The 16411-nt window shown below is 34.8% G+C and carries 22 protein-coding genes and 1 tRNA gene; 9 read left to right on the forward strand and 14 right to left on the reverse strand.

Annotated features, from left to right (window positions below; all coding sequences use genetic code 11):
* A partial coding sequence (locus Q0039_RS09725; protein ID WP_297512156.1) for a DUF4407 domain-containing protein occupies positions 1 to 613 on the reverse strand: 613 nt, incomplete at its 3' end.
* 10 nt (positions 614 to 623) lie between these two features.
* Complete coding sequence (locus tag Q0039_RS09730) at positions 624 to 1271, reverse strand: hypothetical protein (protein WP_297512158.1); 648 nt, start codon at positions 1269 to 1271, stop codon at positions 624 to 626.
* Between the two features lie 834 nt (positions 1272 to 2105).
* Here Q0039_RS09730 and Q0039_RS09735 point away from each other — a divergent pair.
* On the forward strand, positions 2106 to 2594 hold the full coding sequence (locus tag Q0039_RS09735) for a helix-turn-helix domain-containing protein (protein ID WP_297512162.1): 489 nt from the start codon (positions 2106 to 2108) through the stop codon (positions 2592 to 2594).
* A 3-nt stretch (positions 2595 to 2597) separates the two neighbouring features.
* Positions 2598 to 3257 carry a nucleotidyl transferase AbiEii/AbiGii toxin family protein gene (locus tag Q0039_RS09740; protein WP_297512165.1) on the forward strand — a complete coding sequence of 220 codons (660 nt, stop codon included), beginning with the start codon at positions 2598 to 2600 and terminating at the stop codon, positions 3255 to 3257.
* A 112-nt stretch (positions 3258 to 3369) separates the two neighbouring features.
* On the opposite strand, the gene Q0039_RS09745 is transcribed toward Q0039_RS09740, so the two are convergent.
* From Q0039_RS09745 to Q0039_RS09765, 5 genes are all read right to left on the reverse strand, one after another.
* Entirely contained in the window at positions 3370 to 3591 is a 222-nt protein-coding gene (locus Q0039_RS09745) for a hypothetical protein (protein WP_297512168.1), read from the reverse strand.
* Between the two features lie 4 nt (positions 3592 to 3595).
* A complete protein-coding gene (locus Q0039_RS09750) occupies positions 3596 to 3985 on the reverse strand; it encodes a hypothetical protein (RefSeq protein WP_297512170.1) in 390 nt (129 codons plus the stop codon).
* Positions 3982 to 4179 carry an excisionase family DNA-binding protein gene (locus Q0039_RS09755; RefSeq protein WP_297512171.1) on the reverse strand — a complete coding sequence of 66 codons (198 nt, stop codon included), beginning with the start codon at positions 4177 to 4179 and terminating at the stop codon, positions 3982 to 3984. The genes Q0039_RS09750 and Q0039_RS09755 overlap by 4 nt, the downstream gene beginning before the upstream one ends.
* Positions 4180 to 4279: 100 nt before the next feature.
* Positions 4280 to 5041 (reverse strand): hypothetical protein, encoded by a 762-nt coding sequence (locus Q0039_RS09760; protein ID WP_297512173.1) that lies wholly within the window; start codon positions 5039 to 5041, stop codon positions 4280 to 4282.
* A gap of 234 nt (positions 5042 to 5275) precedes the next feature.
* Positions 5276 to 5349, reverse strand: a tRNA-Arg gene (locus Q0039_RS09765).
* Between the two features lie 103 nt (positions 5350 to 5452).
* On the opposite strand from Q0039_RS09765, the gene Q0039_RS09770 reads away from it, so the two are divergent.
* Complete coding sequence (locus tag Q0039_RS09770) at positions 5453 to 5965, forward strand: adenine phosphoribosyltransferase (RefSeq protein WP_297512175.1); 513 nt, start codon at positions 5453 to 5455, stop codon at positions 5963 to 5965.
* On the opposite strand, the gene Q0039_RS09775 is transcribed toward Q0039_RS09770, so the two are convergent.
* Both Q0039_RS09775 and Q0039_RS09780 read right to left on the reverse strand, forming a co-directional pair.
* Complete coding sequence (locus Q0039_RS09775) at positions 5959 to 6111, reverse strand: SsrA-binding protein (RefSeq protein WP_297512178.1); 153 nt, start codon at positions 6109 to 6111, stop codon at positions 5959 to 5961. The two genes, Q0039_RS09770 and Q0039_RS09775, sit on opposite strands and share 7 nt — an antisense overlap.
* Before the next feature lie 45 nt (positions 6112 to 6156).
* A complete protein-coding gene (locus Q0039_RS09780) occupies positions 6157 to 7065 on the reverse strand; it encodes a hypothetical protein (RefSeq protein ID WP_297512181.1) in 909 nt (302 codons plus the stop codon).
* Between the two features lie 256 nt (positions 7066 to 7321).
* Here Q0039_RS09780 and Q0039_RS09785 point away from each other — a divergent pair, with 256 nt between their 5' ends.
* Positions 7322 to 7795 carry a hypothetical protein gene (locus Q0039_RS09785; RefSeq protein ID WP_297512184.1) on the forward strand — a complete coding sequence of 158 codons (474 nt, stop codon included), beginning with the start codon at positions 7322 to 7324 and terminating at the stop codon, positions 7793 to 7795.
* 62 nt (positions 7796 to 7857) lie between these two features.
* Here the strand turns inward: Q0039_RS09785 and Q0039_RS09790 are convergent, their stop codons facing one another.
* Entirely contained in the window at positions 7858 to 9138 is a 1281-nt protein-coding gene (locus Q0039_RS09790) for an MFS transporter (protein WP_297512187.1), read from the reverse strand.
* A gap of 89 nt (positions 9139 to 9227) precedes the next feature.
* Here Q0039_RS09790 and Q0039_RS09795 point away from each other — a divergent pair, with 89 nt between their 5' ends.
* The 4 genes from Q0039_RS09795 (at position 9228) to Q0039_RS09810 (ending at position 11881) form a co-directional block, all read left to right on the forward strand.
* Positions 9228 to 9908 (forward strand): TatD family hydrolase, encoded by a 681-nt coding sequence (locus Q0039_RS09795; protein WP_297512192.1) that lies wholly within the window; start codon positions 9228 to 9230, stop codon positions 9906 to 9908.
* 100 nt (positions 9909 to 10008) lie between these two features.
* Positions 10009 to 10725 carry a tRNA threonylcarbamoyladenosine dehydratase gene (locus Q0039_RS09800; protein ID WP_297512194.1) on the forward strand — a complete coding sequence of 239 codons (717 nt, stop codon included), beginning with the start codon at positions 10009 to 10011 and terminating at the stop codon, positions 10723 to 10725.
* Positions 10725 to 11225, forward strand: coding sequence for a DUF1648 domain-containing protein (locus Q0039_RS09805; protein WP_297512197.1), 501 nt, complete (start codon positions 10725 to 10727; stop codon positions 11223 to 11225). Before Q0039_RS09800 ends, Q0039_RS09805 begins: the two co-directional genes overlap by 1 nt.
* Positions 11225 to 11881: an HAD family hydrolase gene (locus Q0039_RS09810; protein ID WP_297512200.1), complete on the forward strand. Its 657-nt coding sequence runs from the start codon at positions 11225 to 11227 to the stop codon at positions 11879 to 11881. Before Q0039_RS09805 ends, Q0039_RS09810 begins: the two co-directional genes overlap by 1 nt.
* Here the strand turns inward: Q0039_RS09810 and Q0039_RS09815 are convergent.
* Genes Q0039_RS09815 through Q0039_RS09830 form a run of 4 tightly spaced genes read right to left on the reverse strand, consistent with a single transcriptional unit; the run spans position 11878 to position 15804 of the window.
* Entirely contained in the window at positions 11878 to 13332 is a 1455-nt protein-coding gene (locus Q0039_RS09815; protein ID WP_297512202.1) for a deoxyribodipyrimidine photo-lyase, read from the reverse strand. The genes Q0039_RS09810 and Q0039_RS09815 overlap by 4 nt on opposite strands.
* A 13-nt stretch (positions 13333 to 13345) precedes the next feature.
* Positions 13346 to 14641: a deoxyribodipyrimidine photo-lyase gene (locus tag Q0039_RS09820; protein ID WP_297512205.1), complete on the reverse strand. Its 1296-nt coding sequence runs from the start codon at positions 14639 to 14641 to the stop codon at positions 13346 to 13348.
* Complete coding sequence (locus Q0039_RS09825) at positions 14634 to 15332, reverse strand: SDR family oxidoreductase (protein WP_297512208.1); 699 nt, start codon at positions 15330 to 15332, stop codon at positions 14634 to 14636. The genes Q0039_RS09820 and Q0039_RS09825 overlap by 8 nt, the downstream gene beginning before the upstream one ends.
* Before the next feature lies 1 nt (position 15333).
* On the reverse strand, positions 15334 to 15804 hold the full coding sequence (locus Q0039_RS09830; RefSeq protein WP_297512210.1) for an SRPBCC family protein: 471 nt from the start codon (positions 15802 to 15804) through the stop codon (positions 15334 to 15336).
* Positions 15805 to 15938: 134 nt separating this feature from the next.
* Between Q0039_RS09830 and Q0039_RS09835 the strand changes: the two genes are divergently transcribed.
* On the forward strand, positions 15939 to 16411 hold a 473-nt coding region (locus tag Q0039_RS09835; RefSeq protein WP_297512213.1), incomplete at its 3' end, for a DUF2911 domain-containing protein.

The following is a 16411-nucleotide window of genomic DNA, read 5'->3' on the forward strand; positions in this document are numbered from 1 at the left end:
AGGTATTTAATTTAGTTTCATATTCAGCTTTATCCTTTTCTAAAGTAGCTTGTTTTTGTTTAATTAATTTGTCGGTATCAGCGTTTAATTCCGTTGTATATTTTTCTTGATATTTACTTAGTTCAGAATTGATTTCAGAATCTAAAATTTTTATTTCAAGTGGCGCTGAAATCGCAAATCCAAGGATGATAGCAATTATAATCCGGGGGATAGCTTGCCCAATTTCTTTCCAGGTTATCGAGTCGGTACCATCACCTTTACCGGTGCTTGATACGATAAAGCGGTCTAAATTAAAAATGATAATTCCCCATATAATCGCAAATAGCAAAGTGCCAATTCCCAATCCTAATGTCATTACTACAGAATCATTCGCATCGCCTTTGGGTTTGAATATTGTGAAAAAAGCAAAACCACCCGACACTGCAGCTAATAAACCTGTAGCTAAAACAATACCGCCTATACCCGCATATTTCACTCGATCTTGTTTTGGGGAACGCATTAAAAAATAGTCATCTGCACCTGCACACCACCATAAAAAACGCGTGTACCTCGAAACATTAGCTGCATTGTTCATGTAATAATCAGTGTTCATTAAATTGTTCGTGCTTTCCATAAATCAAGAATTAGTTTATTATCTCTTTAGTTATTAGTGTTGTATTTATTTTAAAATCAATGGATGGAGTTGATACATTGATCTGATTTTTATTCAGGTTACATGTTGGGTTATTCATTATAATTTTTGAATCTATTTTTAAAGGTGTATTTGTGTGATTTTTAAGATGTGGGGTTACAATTTTCGGAGACTGACTAAATTTTTCTTCTTTAACTGCTATTGGATTGATGTTTAATTTTTTAGTTTGAATTAAAAACCCTAATCCAATACCAATAAAAGTAAATGTAGGATAGTTAACATTAGCTACACTTTGAAGCGAACCCGAATTTAACTTTAGTTTTAAACGATAATCCCAAATGCTACTTTTTCGTTCATTGAAATGATACGAAGTGCCTGGATATTCAAAAAAAGTAGCGCGTGCTTCAGAATTGCGAAAGCCAGGTAATTTCTTGTTTACACAAAAATTATATAAAAGTATAAAAGGAGCAATGTAGTAAGTACCGGTTAAAAATTTATGAAACCAAAGTCGCTGGTGTAGTTCTCGGTAGATAATAAAAACAAATAAACAATTGGAAATTTCATAATTAATATGAAGATCTTGACCATGAAGTAAATATTCATAGCTGGTCGATTTATTTATTTGAAATTTTAATTGCATAATACATTGCCAATATAAAAATAACTTTTGAACCAAAAAACAAGCTTAAAATTTATTAATTAACAATCATAAATAAAAAACTATTTTACAATAAACAATCAATCAAAACCGATTACAATCACTAATAATCAATTAGAATCAATGAAAATTGATTTTATGCGATTGTTTTAAATCACATTTATTAATGATTTGTATTGATAAACAATAATTTAATAGGTGTTTTAAATAGCAATTGTTGAAGTAGTTGCTTATGGGAATTTTTTATGCAATAAACTACACTATCTTAAAAAGTGTGTAAGTTAGAAATAATGGGGTGTAATCCGAAAAGCCGTATTTGTAGGAATAAATGAATCATTAAAAAAATGTCAAAAATTAAAATTCCCTTTGATTGGTATAAAGAAATTACCGCGCTAACTGAATTTACCTTTCAAATGGACATCTGAGATAGCAGGTGACACAGATGGAGATATTGATGAATTTATATCTATTATTGTCGATTTTAAATCTGGAGAAATACTTTAGAAACATAATTACCTTAAGGACGGTATTGCATTTCTTTATGCTTCATCTTACTACAATTTTGTTGTAGAGCATGGCTGATATATTGGAAATGATGGTGTAGAAGGATATCAGCATTATCCTTTCGACGATGCTAAAGGTGAAATAGATTATAATTTTGATTCTTTAACCTGGCTTAAAAAAAATGGAATAGAGCAGAGTTATCTTGAACTATTTCATTTCGGATTTGAAACTTTTAACTACTATTTTGCAATAAAAATAAACAATAAAAATTGTATTTTTCACTATGTAAACAAATTTGTTTACATTTGTATAATGAATAATTACATAGAAAAATATAAGGGTATCCATCCTGGGATAATTTTGGAGCGTGAATTTAAAAAAAGAGCGCTTCATAAAAGACCTTTTGCTTTATCTATTGGAGAACATCCACAAACTTTAAGTGCAATTACAAAAGGTAAACGTAAATTAAATACTTCTTTGGCACTTAAGATTGAAGAAAAACTTGGGCTTGAAGAGGGTACTTTAGTAATTCTTCAAACTTATTTTGATATAAATGAAGAAAAAAAGAAGAAGGAAACGAATAAACCCAATTTAGAAATTTTACGAAAATCTTTATTTTGGGATACGGATATTATTAAAATAGAATGGGATAAACAGTATAGCGCTGTTATTAGAAGGGTTTTTGAGAGAGGCAATGAAATGGAAAAACAAGAATTAATTCGATTTTATGGACAAGAAAAAATAAATAATGTGCTCAATCAAGTATCGGTTTTACCTTATGAAATCTATAAAAACAAGTAAAGAATGCTTTACTATACTACTGTAAATGATTTATTGAAAAAGAGCTTACTTCAATTAATGGCTGCAAAAGAATTTACCGGCTTTAGATTAGTTGGAGGAACTGCTTTAAGTCTTCAAATTGGCCATAGAGAATCGATTGATATCGATCTATTTAGTGATGTTGATTACGGTGAAATTGATTTTGATTCGATTGAAAAGTATTTAACATTAAATTTTCCATATGTGGATCATTTTTCAAATAGTATACCTGGAATTGGTAAGTCTTATCTAATCGGAGAGAATAAAGACAACACCATAAAACTTGATATTTTTTACACTGATAAATTTATCCAGCCTGTTTTAATTGAAGATTCTATTAAAATGGCTTCAATAGAGGAGATTATAGCCATGAAGCTCGATGTGATTCAAAGAGGCGGGCGAAAAAAGGATTTTTGGGATTTACATGAGCTTTTTGAAAATTATAATTTAGCTCAAATGTTAACCTTGCACGAGCAAAGATATCCCTACTCTCATGATAGGGAATTGATAATTAAAAACTTTACAAATTTTAGTTATGCTGATGACGAATTCAATCCCATATGTTTTAGAGGAAAATATTGGGAATTTATCAAAGAAGATATTGAAGAAATAATTGAAAAATTTAAATTTAATAATTCCTTATAAATAAAAACACTATCCCATAAAATGACTTAATTAAAAATAAAGGGGTGTGATTTTATAATTATGATTACTAATCCTTTTCATAGAATACTGCCTAAAATTAAGCGGTCGTCTTTCAGTTTATTTTAACTTCTTTACTCTTTTCAATTTTGTTGATAGTGTAAATCGCATATACAAAAATGCCAAGAATAATCACAAGCCCATAATTAATTAGGTTTCTTCGATTATCATAATGTTGGCGTGATAAATCATTTATTTTTTGATTGTACATTTCCATACTGTATTTTTCAACAAATAGTTCTTCCGAAAGTAATTGATCACTAAAGTTAGTTTTCATGATTTTATGATTTAAATTTATAAAAATAAATATAATTGGGTTTATCTTTTCGAATTTCTTCAATTACAATGGATTGAACTTTGTGTCCAATTTTTTCAATCCCATTAATCCAAAACACTATTTTTTGAGAAAGTTTAAGTGTATTAAATTCGGATTTATTAAAATCTTCAATGGACAAACGATTAATGTTAGCATCAAGCAGTAGAGTTAGTATTTTTTCTAATTTTTTAAATTTTTTGTTGTATTGAATTAAATCATTATTGGCAGCAAGCCTAATTTTATAATTATATGTATTTCTACATTTGCTGCTACAATAAATTCGCTTCGACGATTTAATAGGTTGAAACCATTCGTCACATTCGGGATTATTACACTTTTTATATTCTACTTTCATGGTTTACTTTTTTTAAAAAATTTTGGCTTGATTGCATTTAAATGTTCTTCGGTTAATGTATCTGCATAAACCAATACTTTATTACCCATTTTAAAAGCCTCAATAAAACCACAACGAATTTTACGGCTAATCGTTTTTACGGAGCAACGTAAGTGTTCACTCGCTTCTTTTTGTGTTACTAATTCTCTTCGCATACTTATTAATTTTTATAAGCTAAAATTAGATGCGAAAAATAGAATAACAATCAAAAAAACAGGAGAGAATTCGAAAAGTAAGGGTGCTTTTTCTCCAGTTTTAGAAAACATATTTACGAAAGAAGTCGGAATTCCTTCGATTAAAGGCACTACTGTCAAATGCGTACTTCCTGTCAATAACTATAAAGGAATAGCAATAGAAGTAAAGTTCTTTAAAATATGTATTTCTACTTTTAATGGAGTTGAAGGGTATTGATGCGATATGCTTTTTGAAGATATTGCCCAACATTGATATACAATTTTGGTCGAGTTCAATTAAATAATTCAATCGCTCATTAAATTGATCCAAAGCATCGGAAGCAATGCAGTTTTTTGCGTTGATGACAAATCTTTTTTTACGGTTATAATAAAACGTTATTGGCTCGTTTTGAATTTTTTTTGTGGTTTTAAGAAATGAAGTTAAGTTTAATATACATTTATCTTTTACAGAATTACTGAAATAAAGCGTTTCCAACAGATAGATTCCTCTTTTTAATAAAGCTAAATTTATAATTTCATTAAAAAAAACTGCTCGCGAATTAATTTCAAGCTGATTTATTGCAGCAAATATTGAATTGCTATACATTTCTGTATCCAGTAGTCGAATAAAACGTTTTTGATTATAAATAAAAGGATTATTTATTTTAGCTTTAAAATCAGTATCGAAGGAGTAAGTTGCGTTTCCAAATTCATTTACATAACTATTGAAGATCAATTTGCCATTATAAGATGCAAGGTTTTGCAATGTATTTATCCCATTATTATTTCTTGAATCATTAGTTGTGCTTGAAAATTTCACAAAATAATTCTCTTGATTTTGCAATTGAAAAAGTTGAAAAATTGGAAAAAGTTTATAATCGTCCATATGTTTTAAGTCGCTATTTTTTAAGTTAGAAAACACTATTTTTTTGCTAATTTAAAAAAATAAAAAGCACCATTTTCAACGTTAAATTCTTTGTATATTGTTGGTGAAATTAGTCATGGACACAAAATGGACACGCGCAAAAAACGAAAACCCCTAACTATTTGCATATCAAATAGATAAGGGTTTTATTAGTGACCTCGACAGGATTCAAACCTGTAACCTTCTGAGCCGTAATCAGATGCGCTATTCAGTTGCGCCACGAGGCCGAATTTTAAGAAGTATTGTGCTAAAACAATAGCGCAATGCGGGTGCAAATATAGGTATAAATGTGTAATTTGCAAGTGGAATCATATAAAAATCTATAAAAATATGCGGCTCGAAAACTATATTCGTGATATTCAGGATTTTCCTAAAACAGGAATTGTATTTAAAGATATAACACCTTTACTTTTGAATACAAATGCACGTTCACAATGTCTTGATAGCTTGGTCGATTTGCTTCAAAACCCATCGATTGATAAAGTGGTCGGTGTCGAGAGTAGGGGTTTCTTTTTTGGGACATTATTGGCTGATCGATTAGGTGCTGGGTTCATTCCAGTTCGTAAACCGAATAAATTACCCTATACTACACTTGCGGCTAGTTATTCACTTGAATACGGTACCGATTCCTTAGAAATTCATACCGATGCTATACAGCCGGGTGACCGAATTTTAATCCATGATGACGTACTGGCCACAGGAGGAACAGTCAATGCCGTTTGTCAACTGGTTCAACAAATGGGTGGAGTTATTGTACAATGTTCGTTTCTAATGGAATTAACATTTTTAAACGGACGAGACAAACTAACGCCACATCCTATTGCTGCGGTGTTGACTTATTGATTAATGCATCTAGATGTAACATAATACCGCCATGCCAATACCGCCAATTGCCATTTTTTGGCTTTAGAGGGATCCAACTGTTGTTTTGTAAAACTAGGGAGTATCCCTTTGTTAATACGTGCAATAATTTTAAATAGGGTAGTCATCTGTGCAAAAATAAAAAAAGACCACGTTAAATCGTGGTCTATTTGCTATCCTTTTTTTACTTTCTTTTTTTCAGAATTCTGTTCTGTTTCTAAAGCTTTTTTTGCTTTTTCCAATTCTTCCCGGGCTTTTATCATTTCCTCTTTGGCTTTTTGCATTTCAGCCCGCGTATTTTCTATTGAATCGTCATCAGAATCGTCTTTATTCATCTCGATTTTTATGGTCTTCATACGCTCTTTAAACTGCTCTAAGCCCTCGGGATTGCGGAAATCAAACTCCATATTTTCGATTTTACCTGGACCATTGAATTCCATTGTATTGTTTTTCAAAATTTCATCCAATTCTTCTTTGGTATAATCATCACCACCTTCAACTACTTTTCCATCTTCAATAACTAAGGGTTTTTTACCACTTTCTTGAATGATCATTTTTGATTTGCCAGAAAAACCTTCGCCATCATTAAAGTTAAATTTAAATTGTTTCATGTCGGGCATTTGGTCCAATTGAAAGTCCTTTTGAAACGAACGAAAACCATTGCCCCCTAATGAACGACCGAAAATATCATTGATGGCAAAAATATCATCGTTTTGAGGTGGATTACCAAACCCGATAGCGTTATTTTGTTTGAATAAAACGATTTCCGTGATGGGGTCTTCTTGATTGTATTCCAAGGCGCCTTTATTGCCTTTACGGTCTTTATATTCAACCTTAATAGCTGTGATTTCATTTGTTGCATTACGTTTTACTCCCGAAAACTTTACGGTTACACCATGTGCTGCTAATTCTTTCACATCGTCTTTCATTTCCTGTTCTGGGGTGTCTTTTTTCCAAGACATAATAATGTTGTCTTGTGCTTCTTGAATAAGCTGTGGAGCATTTTGTGCTTCTAATGCATGGGCTAACAATGTTGCAGTTATCACTGCGATACAATTAAAAAAACGAACAATTACAGACATTTTGATTTCTTTTTTATTGATTATTTAGGTACCACAAACTTAAGATAAAGTCTTTTTTGGACGAATCCTTTTTTACAATTTTTTAACGAACACTACTCGTTTTTATTTCAAAAATGATAGTTCTTTTTCGTTTTTTGTAAACTTTTACAACTTTAGCTACCTTTGTATTATGCCTTATACAAGCTATAACCGCCATAATTTTCACAAGCATACCTTTTGTGTCTTTCAGGAAGTGGATAGGGGAGTCCTAGGCCCTATGCAACCACAGTTTACCAGTAAATCGGGGAGTAATTATTATTTTACAGAACAAGGCGTATATCGCTTGTCCAACCATTGGGGGCGCGCTGCCAAATGCAAATGGCGCTTAGTTCCGCTTCAAGAAAAACGTACGCAAGGTTATATACTGGGTTTTGCTCGATGGGACGCTTTTTTACCCGATAATGATACCGATCGATTGTATGCTATTACAATTGATTTTAGTTCGTTAACCGCCCAGTACGATCATAAAGATGGAAAATCTTTTACAGAGACACCTATTTTCCGGACAGCTCCCGATACCTTAAAACGAATAAAAATAATTCGTCTCCATCTAACGGATAATAAATGGTTACGCTATTTCCAAGGAAACCCTGAAAGCTTACGACAGCAAATTTTATCCGAATGGAATACCGGTACTGAATCCCTTGATGTCATAAAAAGAAGGTATTTACAACTGCCTACTGCCTACTGAACACTGCCTACTGAACACTGTCCACTGCACACTGCCTACTGCACACTGCCTACTGCACACTGCTATATCTCCCGTTCGCCTCCCTCTGCAGGATGTTCAAATGTTGTGGGTCCTACTGGATATTTTGCATTCTCCTTTTGCACCAATTGATAAACCCAATAACCCGAAGCGGTACCCAATAGTCCCAGAATTCCCATAACCAGCCAATTGGTGTTGTAATCAAAATAATCAACTAGAGTCATACCAATTTTGGAACTGAGGATATGTGCAGCAGAATAGCTCATGGTAAATATGGCCATGTACCGCCCTTCATGTCCTTTTGGAGCTCGGCTAATAGCAAAAGAATTGGAAAAAGGAAAGGCAAACATTTCTGCAAAGGTCATAAACAACATCATTACAATGAGTATCCCTACCCAAGAATCAACTAGCAACAAAAACAAACTGATACTCATTAAGAAACACCCCCAGGTAACAATTTTGACTTTATCGATTTTATTGCGTTCCACAGCACTTACAATTGGCATTTCCAAGAAGAAAACCAAAACTCCGTTTAACGTAAGTAACAAACCGGTTTGCAATTCGGTTAGGCCAAATTGTATGCGATGGTATAGAGGAATTGTAGTGAATAATTGAAAGAATAAAATACCAGTGATTACACAACAAAACAAGAACAACCAAAAGGGTCCGTCGGTAAATACCGATTTTCGTTCGGCCTCTAGCGTTGCTTTTTCATCGGGGTGCAGTTGAGGCGCTTTTTTCTCTTTTACCAACAGAGCAAAAATACTAATGGCAAGAATGCAAGTTGTTCCATCGACCCAAAACAATCCATGATATCCTAATCCCATTATGATAAGACCACCCAAAGCCGGACCTGCTGCAAATCCGAGGTTGATAGCCAATCGAACTAACGTTAAAGCACGGGTTCGATTTTCGGGTTTAGCATAGGTGCCAATAGAAACAAACATGGCAGGGCGAAACATATCTGCTATAACCATAATTCCAAAAATAGCAAAGCTTAACGCCTCAAAGGATTTTACAAATTGCAAAACATAAAATGCCAAACCACTGGTAAATAAACTAAAGACCATAATTTTGTAAAACCCAATTTTATCGGATAGTTTACCGCCCAACCACGAACCCAGCATTGATCCTAAACCATAGAAGAACAAAATCCATCCTAATTGATTGTAATCAAAGTGTAAATCTTCTTTTAAATATTTGGATAAAAAAGGTAAAACCATTGTTCCTGCCCGATTAATAAAGGTGATCAGGGTTAGAATCCAAATCTCTCGAGAAAATCCTTTAAAGTTAGCAAGATATTGCGTTAAGGCCTTTTGTAACATACTGCAAAGGTACAGGAATAATCAAATGTTATCCGTACAAATCGGTTGGGTTTCGATAAAATAGTTTATCTTTAGTTTCCAATTTATTCTTGATAATAGAAAATAAAAATCTAAGTAGCTTAACCACCATGTTTAACCTCCATACCCATCGCTATACTGCGTCTTCCCACTGCGTCGAACTTGTAAATGTATATCCTTGGGAATTAAATAGCATTCCCCCAGTTTATTCTATGGGAATTCACCCTTGGTTTATCGACGCTACATTATGGCCGCTGCATTTAGAGATTGTGGAGCAGTATTTATCAAAATCAGAATGTTGGGCAATTGGTGAATGTGGATTGGATAAGCGAATCGATGTTCCGTTTGAAACCCAACTTCAGGTTTTTGAAGCCCATCTTAAATTAGCCGAAAAGTACCAAAAGCCTGTTATAATTCATCTTGTTGGGGCTTTTCAAGAGTTGATTGCACTCAAACAAAATCTAGGTATTACGGTTCCATTAGTTGTACATGGATTTTCAAAAAATGGTCAACTTGCAAAAGATCTGGTGAAACACGGTTTTTATCTTTCTTTTGGTAAATATTTAATGCGTAATCCCGAACTCAAGGATGCTTTTTTGGCAGTGCCTGAAAGTCAGATCTTTTTAGAAACCGACTCAATGGAAGAATCAATAGAAGAGGTCTATGCACTAGCTGCAAACTATCGGAGACAAGAGGTGCATGAACTTACGATTAAAATTCAACGCAATGTAGCCAATGTTTTTGGTGTATAAACGCTTTATTGACATTTGTTTCTCATGCAGTAATTTGTTTATTTTGCAATGATAAATCATAACTCTTAATTTAAAATTTATAATTTAAAACAATTACTTGATGGCTGTTTGGCAAGAACGTGCAGAACTTTTATTTAAAACCGAAGGATTAGAAAAATTACGCAAGGCCAATGTATTGGTTGTCGGACTCGGAGGTGTGGGTTCTTTTGCGGCCGAATTTCTTGCGCGTGCTGGTGTAGGGAAGATGACAATTGTAGACGGCGATGTGGTCGATATTACGAATATTAATCGCCAGTTGCCGGCGTTACATTCCACGGTTGGATTGCCGAAAGTAGCGTTAATGGCTGACCGATTGTTGGATATTAATCCAGAACTTGAGTTAACCCAATTAAACGAATTTTTATCCCCTGAGCGCGCTTTTGAATTGGTAACTACTGAATTTGATTATGTTTTGGATTGTATTGATAGTGTGACACCAAAACTCAATTTGTTAATTGCAGCCAAACGTAAAGGTGTGAAAGTTATTAGTAATATGGGTGCCGGTGGAAAATTCTTGGCCTCCAAAGTGAAAGTTACCGATATTAGTAAAACCGATTATTGCCCACTGGCCAAACAGGTGCGTAAACGATTAAAAAAAGAAGGAATTTCTGGTGGCGTAAAGGTGGTGTATTCTAGTGAACGCCCCGATTATGAAAGTGTTAAACATACCGATGGGAGTAACTTTAAAAAGTCGTTTTATGGAACAAATTCATGGATGCCTTGTTTATTTGGACTTCATGCAGCCGAAACCGTTGTTCGGCACTTAATTAAAAAATAATGGCTAATAACCGTCCCAAAATAGCAGTACCGGTAACTTCTTTTGATAAAGTTGTTGAAATAATAACAGTTGTTGTCTTGGTTCTTACATGGATTTATACCCTTGTTCAGTACCCCAAACTCCCTTCGATTATTCCAACCCATTTTGACGGGCAAGGTAATGTCGATGGATTTGGTCCAAAATGGACGTTATTTCTCACAACGGGAATGGCAACCGTTTTTTTTGGATTGCTCACGTATTTAAATCGTCATCCGCATTGGTTTAATTATCCGGTCACAATTTCAAGTGAAAATGCACTTCGGATGTATACAATTGCAACCCAAATGATGCGAACTCTTAAAGCGGTTCTTGTAGGTGTTTTTTTTGCAATTAATTGGCAAATGGTTCAAGTAGCTATGCAACCCGATTTTTCAGGGAGCAAATATGTTATTTTTGGAATTTTGGCCGCAATTTTTGGTTCGGTATTTTATTTTTTAATTCAACTTTTTAAAAATAGCTGATGCTAAAAACGGTAATTTTTGATATGGATGGGGTTATTGTTGATACTGAACCGGTTCATCATTATGCCTATCACCAACATTTCAAGCAACTTGGTATTGCTGTGTCACCCGAACTTTATGCTTCATTTACTGGAAATTCCACAAAAAATATTTTTCAAAAGTTGAAAAATCAATTTCAATTACCCTATTCAGTAGACGAATTAGTAGCCACAAAACGCAGTTTATTCAATGATGCTTTTGATCAAAAAGAGGATTTAACATTGTTGGATGGTGTCGAGGCGCTGATTTTAGATTTGAAAGCAAATAATATTCAATTGGTTTTAGCTTCATCTTCGGCTAAGGTTACGATTCATCGAATTTTTAAACGATTTGATTTGTTTCCTCACTTTAATCATATTGTCTCGGGGGAAGACTTTACACATTCTAAACCACATCCCGCGATTTTTGAACATGCTGTACAATTATCGGGTAATCGGGTTACAGAATGTCTGGTAATCGAGGATAGCACAAATGGAATTTTAGCGGCAAAAGCTGCAGGTATTTATTGTGTAGGTTATGATAGTTTTCATTCTAAAGGACAAGATTATTCGCAAGCAGATTGTGTAGTAAAACATTTTAATGACTTGTCTTTTGCTACATTAGCCACTTTCGTTTAATCCCGATCTGGAAATGTATGCTTAGCCAAAACCCGCTTATTTTCTAACCGAACTTCAAGATTTTTTCTGTAATTCCACCAAAAGTCAGTTGCTGCTTTTTGCGCTTCTTCTAATGGGACTATAGGGTGTGGATAGTTGGTTCCAAGCTCAAACTGATACAGCATTTGTTCAATTGAAGTTAATTTCCATGGTTCGTGTATAAAGGGTGATGGAATATTACGCAATTCAGGTACCCATTTACGGATAAAATCTCCTGAGGGATCATGCTCTAAAGCATTTTTTATAGGATTATAGATTCGTATCATATTTACCCCTGTAACCCCAGCTTGCATTTGGATTTGCGGATAATGAATTCCGGGTTCGAAGTCCAAAAATTGTTGTGCTAAATGGGGACTGCAATTTTGCCAAGGTTGCATTAAATGGTGGGTATAAAAAGATACAATCAAGGCGCGCATGCGAAAGTTAAGGTAGCCCGTAGTGTTCAAACAGCGCATACATGCATCTACAATTGGAACGCCTGTTTGTCCTAAACACCAAGCATTATGATACGTTGAATTAACAAGTAACTTTAGGTTTAAATAGCCTTTATTGACGGGATGAAATTCCATTGAACATTCCATTTCAAACTTTTGAATAAAATGCGCTTGCCACCGTAATCGAGAGGCAAAATTATCGATTTGGCGTTTGAATTTACCTTGTTTACGAATTTCCCAAGTGCGATGATAGATTTCGCGAATCGATAAATTACCCCATGCAATATAGGGCGATAAACGACTGCATCCTTTGCGACCCAACTCGGGTTTTGAAATGTGACGGCTGTAGTTTTCAACGCGTTCGTTTAAAAAAGATTCTAGGTAGCGTAAACCCATCCTACGACCACCTTTTTGAAAAGGAGTTTCTTTGGAGGTTTCTAAAGATGGAATTTTAAAGTGAATTTCCAACTTCTCGATTTCAGCATATTTCACAAAAGTGCGACCATTGGCTACAAATGGATACGGTGTTTTTTCCATAAAATCATACCAATCTTCCTTCCAAGTTTGACGGTTGCGCAACCCTCGAATAACCCCATTTGTGCTACTTTCAATCCAAGGAATGCCATTGCCACGAAGAAGTTCGTGTACGGCTATATCCCGTTCATAGGTGCGTTGAATCCCTGTTTCTTGGTGTGAATAAACGCCTGAGAGTGTAGTTAATTCAATTAATTTTTTAAAGACAACTAGCGCTTCTTCTTCAACGATAAGTATTTGGGTATGATAGGGAAGTAATTCGTTTTGGAGTTCGACCAAGGATTGTTTAATAAAATCAAAATGCCGTTCACTATAATGAATATCTTGTTGAAGTGAGGGCTCAAAAAGATAAAGCATCAATACTTTTTCTTTCGATTGTATCGCTCGAAATAATGCTTCGTGGTCATGCAGCCGTAAATCACGTTTTAACCAAACTACTTTCATTGTATTACACCCTTTATCCAACAGCGGTTTTATAAACCGATAAACAGCGTTCGCGTGCTTCTTTATGGTCTACAATTGGGTTCGGGTACATTGCTGTGTTTACTTCAGGCACCCATTTTTTAATATATTCCCAGTTGTTGTCGAATTTTTTAATTTGTTCGCTTGGATTGAATATTCTGAAATAGGGAGCAGCATCGACACCACTTCCAGCGGCCCATTGCCAATTGCCAACATTACTGGCTTGTTCATAATCCAATAATTTAGTGGCAAAATAAGTTTCACCCCAACGCCAATCAATTAGTAAGTGTTTGCAAAGAAAACTTGCAACAATCATACGTACACGATTGTGCATATGTCCTGTCGTATTAAGTTCACGCATTCCCGCATCTACAATGGGATAACCCGTGGTTCCATCGCACCATTTTTGAAACATATCGGGATCATTTACCCATTGAATTTCATCGTATTTGGGCTTGAAACTTTGGGTAACGGTATGCGGAAAATGCCAAAGAATTTGCATAAAAAACTCCCTCCAGATTAACTCGTTCCAGAAAGTTTCATTTTTTGCTGCATTAGCAACAGCCACTATTTTGCGAATAGAAACAGCACCAAACCTAAGATAAATACCTAAAAAGGATGTTTTGTTGAGCGCAGGAAAATTACGGGTTGCTTCATAATTGTGAATTGTAGACGCTGAAATATCGAAAGGTCTGATTTTAATTTTTGAAGCACTAAACCCAATGTCCGAAAGGGATAAAAATGGAAATGAATGGGGTGCAATTTTGTTGAGTAGCGTTTCAGAGGGATAATGCTGAAGCGTAACCGTTCGAAAGCGTTCTTTCCAACGACGGCAGTAAGGGGTAAAGACAACATAGGGTTTACCATCGTCTTTAACAACATCCTCTTTTTCAAAAATTACTTGATCTTTTGAAGTTTTAAAAGCAACTCCTTTAGACTGAAATAATTGATTTAATTGCTTATCGCGTTTTCGCGCATAGGGTTCATAATCATGATTGATATAGATAGTTCCTATGGATAACTCTGAAAGTAATTGTGTAAATACTTCTTCAGGTGAACCATGAAATACGGCCAATGATTTGCCCAAAGCCAATAACGTATTTTGAATAACTGTTAATCGTTCGTGTATGAACGTAACACGCGCATCATCGGATGGTAGTTGAGCGAGTATTGAAGTATCAAAAATAAAAATTGGGAGTACATTTTCTTCCCCTTTTAGCGCGTGAAATAGCCCCACATTATCTTCGACTCTTAAGTCTCTTCTAAACCAAAATATATTTGTTTTATCCATTGACTAACAAAGTAGACATTCCACCATCTACGGCAAAAACTTGTCCTGTAATCCAATTGCTTTGTTCGCTCAATAAAAAAGCGGTCATTTGTGCAATGTCTTGCGGCGTACCTACTTTTTTCATGGGATTACGCATCGCTGCTTTTTCTTTTTTCTCTTCCGTATTTAAAAATTTATCGGCTAACGAAGTGTCGGTTAACGAAGGAGCAATAACGTTCATGCGAATTTTAGGAGCATATTCTGCAGCAAAGGCTTTTGCAAATCCTTCAAGCGCCCCTTTAGCAGCTGCTACAGAGGTATGAAATGGCATTCCCATAGTGGCAGCTACTGAACTGTAAACTACTACACTGGATTGTGTGGTAGCAGTGAGTTGCGGAAGTACTGCTTGCATTACTTTTACTAAACCTATGAAATTGATCTGTAAATCATTCTCGAAAGCATCGGGTTTGAGACCCTTAAACGGGCGTAAGTTTATACTCCCGGGTAGGTAAACCAAACCGTCAATAGATGCAGGTAATTTATTGGTATCCAAGGTATCTTGTGTTGCATCAAAAGGAATATGCGTTAGTTTTAAGTCGCCTAAATCTTCGATTGATCGCGAAGCTACAAACAAGTTGGTTTCAAACTGCAATTGTTGCGCAAGTGCACGACCAATTCCTTTAGAACCACCAATTAAAAGGATGTTTTTCATGTTATTCGGATTTAAATTCACCAAAGAGTTCGATTAATTTTTTTCTTCGGTATTCAAAAATTTGATGTAATCGCGGGCGAACAAGTAGGGGATGCATTAGCTGGCCTAAAATACCCATGGGTAGTTTGTAGTCGACAATATCTTCCATTTCAACACCACCCGGAACTGATTTAAAGAAATGTTTGTGATGCCATAGTGCATAAGGACCAAACCGTTGTTCATCTACAAAATACTGTTGGTCCGTAACATGTGTAATTTCAGTCACCCATTTCATCGGAATACCCAGTAATGGCGTTACTACGTATTGGATAATTTGACCCGGATACATTTTTCGATCGGCACCCGATAGTGTTTTAAAGCCCATATCATCAGGGGTGATTGTATTTAAATTTTTTGGATCTGAAAAAAACTCCCAAGCTTCTTCAATAGACAACGGTAATAGTTGTTTCGAATGTAAGGTGTACAACTTCATGTTTTTTTTGGTAAAGATATAATTTGTTTAACTATTGATTATTATTGTTAAACAAAAATTAGCAGTATTTAAGTTTAAATTAACAATTTGCCCCACTGTATTTAGTAATTTTGGCAAAGTTTAAACACGTAACCATGAGAAAAATCCTTTATGCAATTGCTTTTTTTGTTGCTTCGTATGCAATCAAAGCACAAGTAAAAACCCCACAATCGAGTCCTAAAGCTGCAGTTAATCAAGTTGTAGGTCTGACCGATGTTACCATTGAATATTCACGTCCAAGTGCCAAAGGACGAACTATTTTTGGCGATTTAGTTCCTTTCGGCAAATTATGGCGAACAGGTGCTAATGCGAACTCAACCGTAAGCTTTAGTGAAGAGGTTAGCATTGATGGTAAAACCCTTGCAAAAGGGAAATATGCTTTGTTTACGATCCCAAAAGCCGATAATTGGGAATTTATTTTTTATAAAACAACCGATAATTGGGGTACTCCTGAAGAATTTAAAGAATCGGATGTTGCTTTACGTGCCAATGCAAAACCTGTATTTTTAGAACGAAAAGTGGAGTCGCTTACGATGGGTATAGCTAGTATTACCAACGATTCAGCTGA

This window comes from Flavobacterium sp., from assembly GCF_027484945.1.
In the GTDB taxonomy this organism is placed as follows: Bacteria; Bacteroidota; Bacteroidia; order Flavobacteriales; family Flavobacteriaceae; genus Flavobacterium.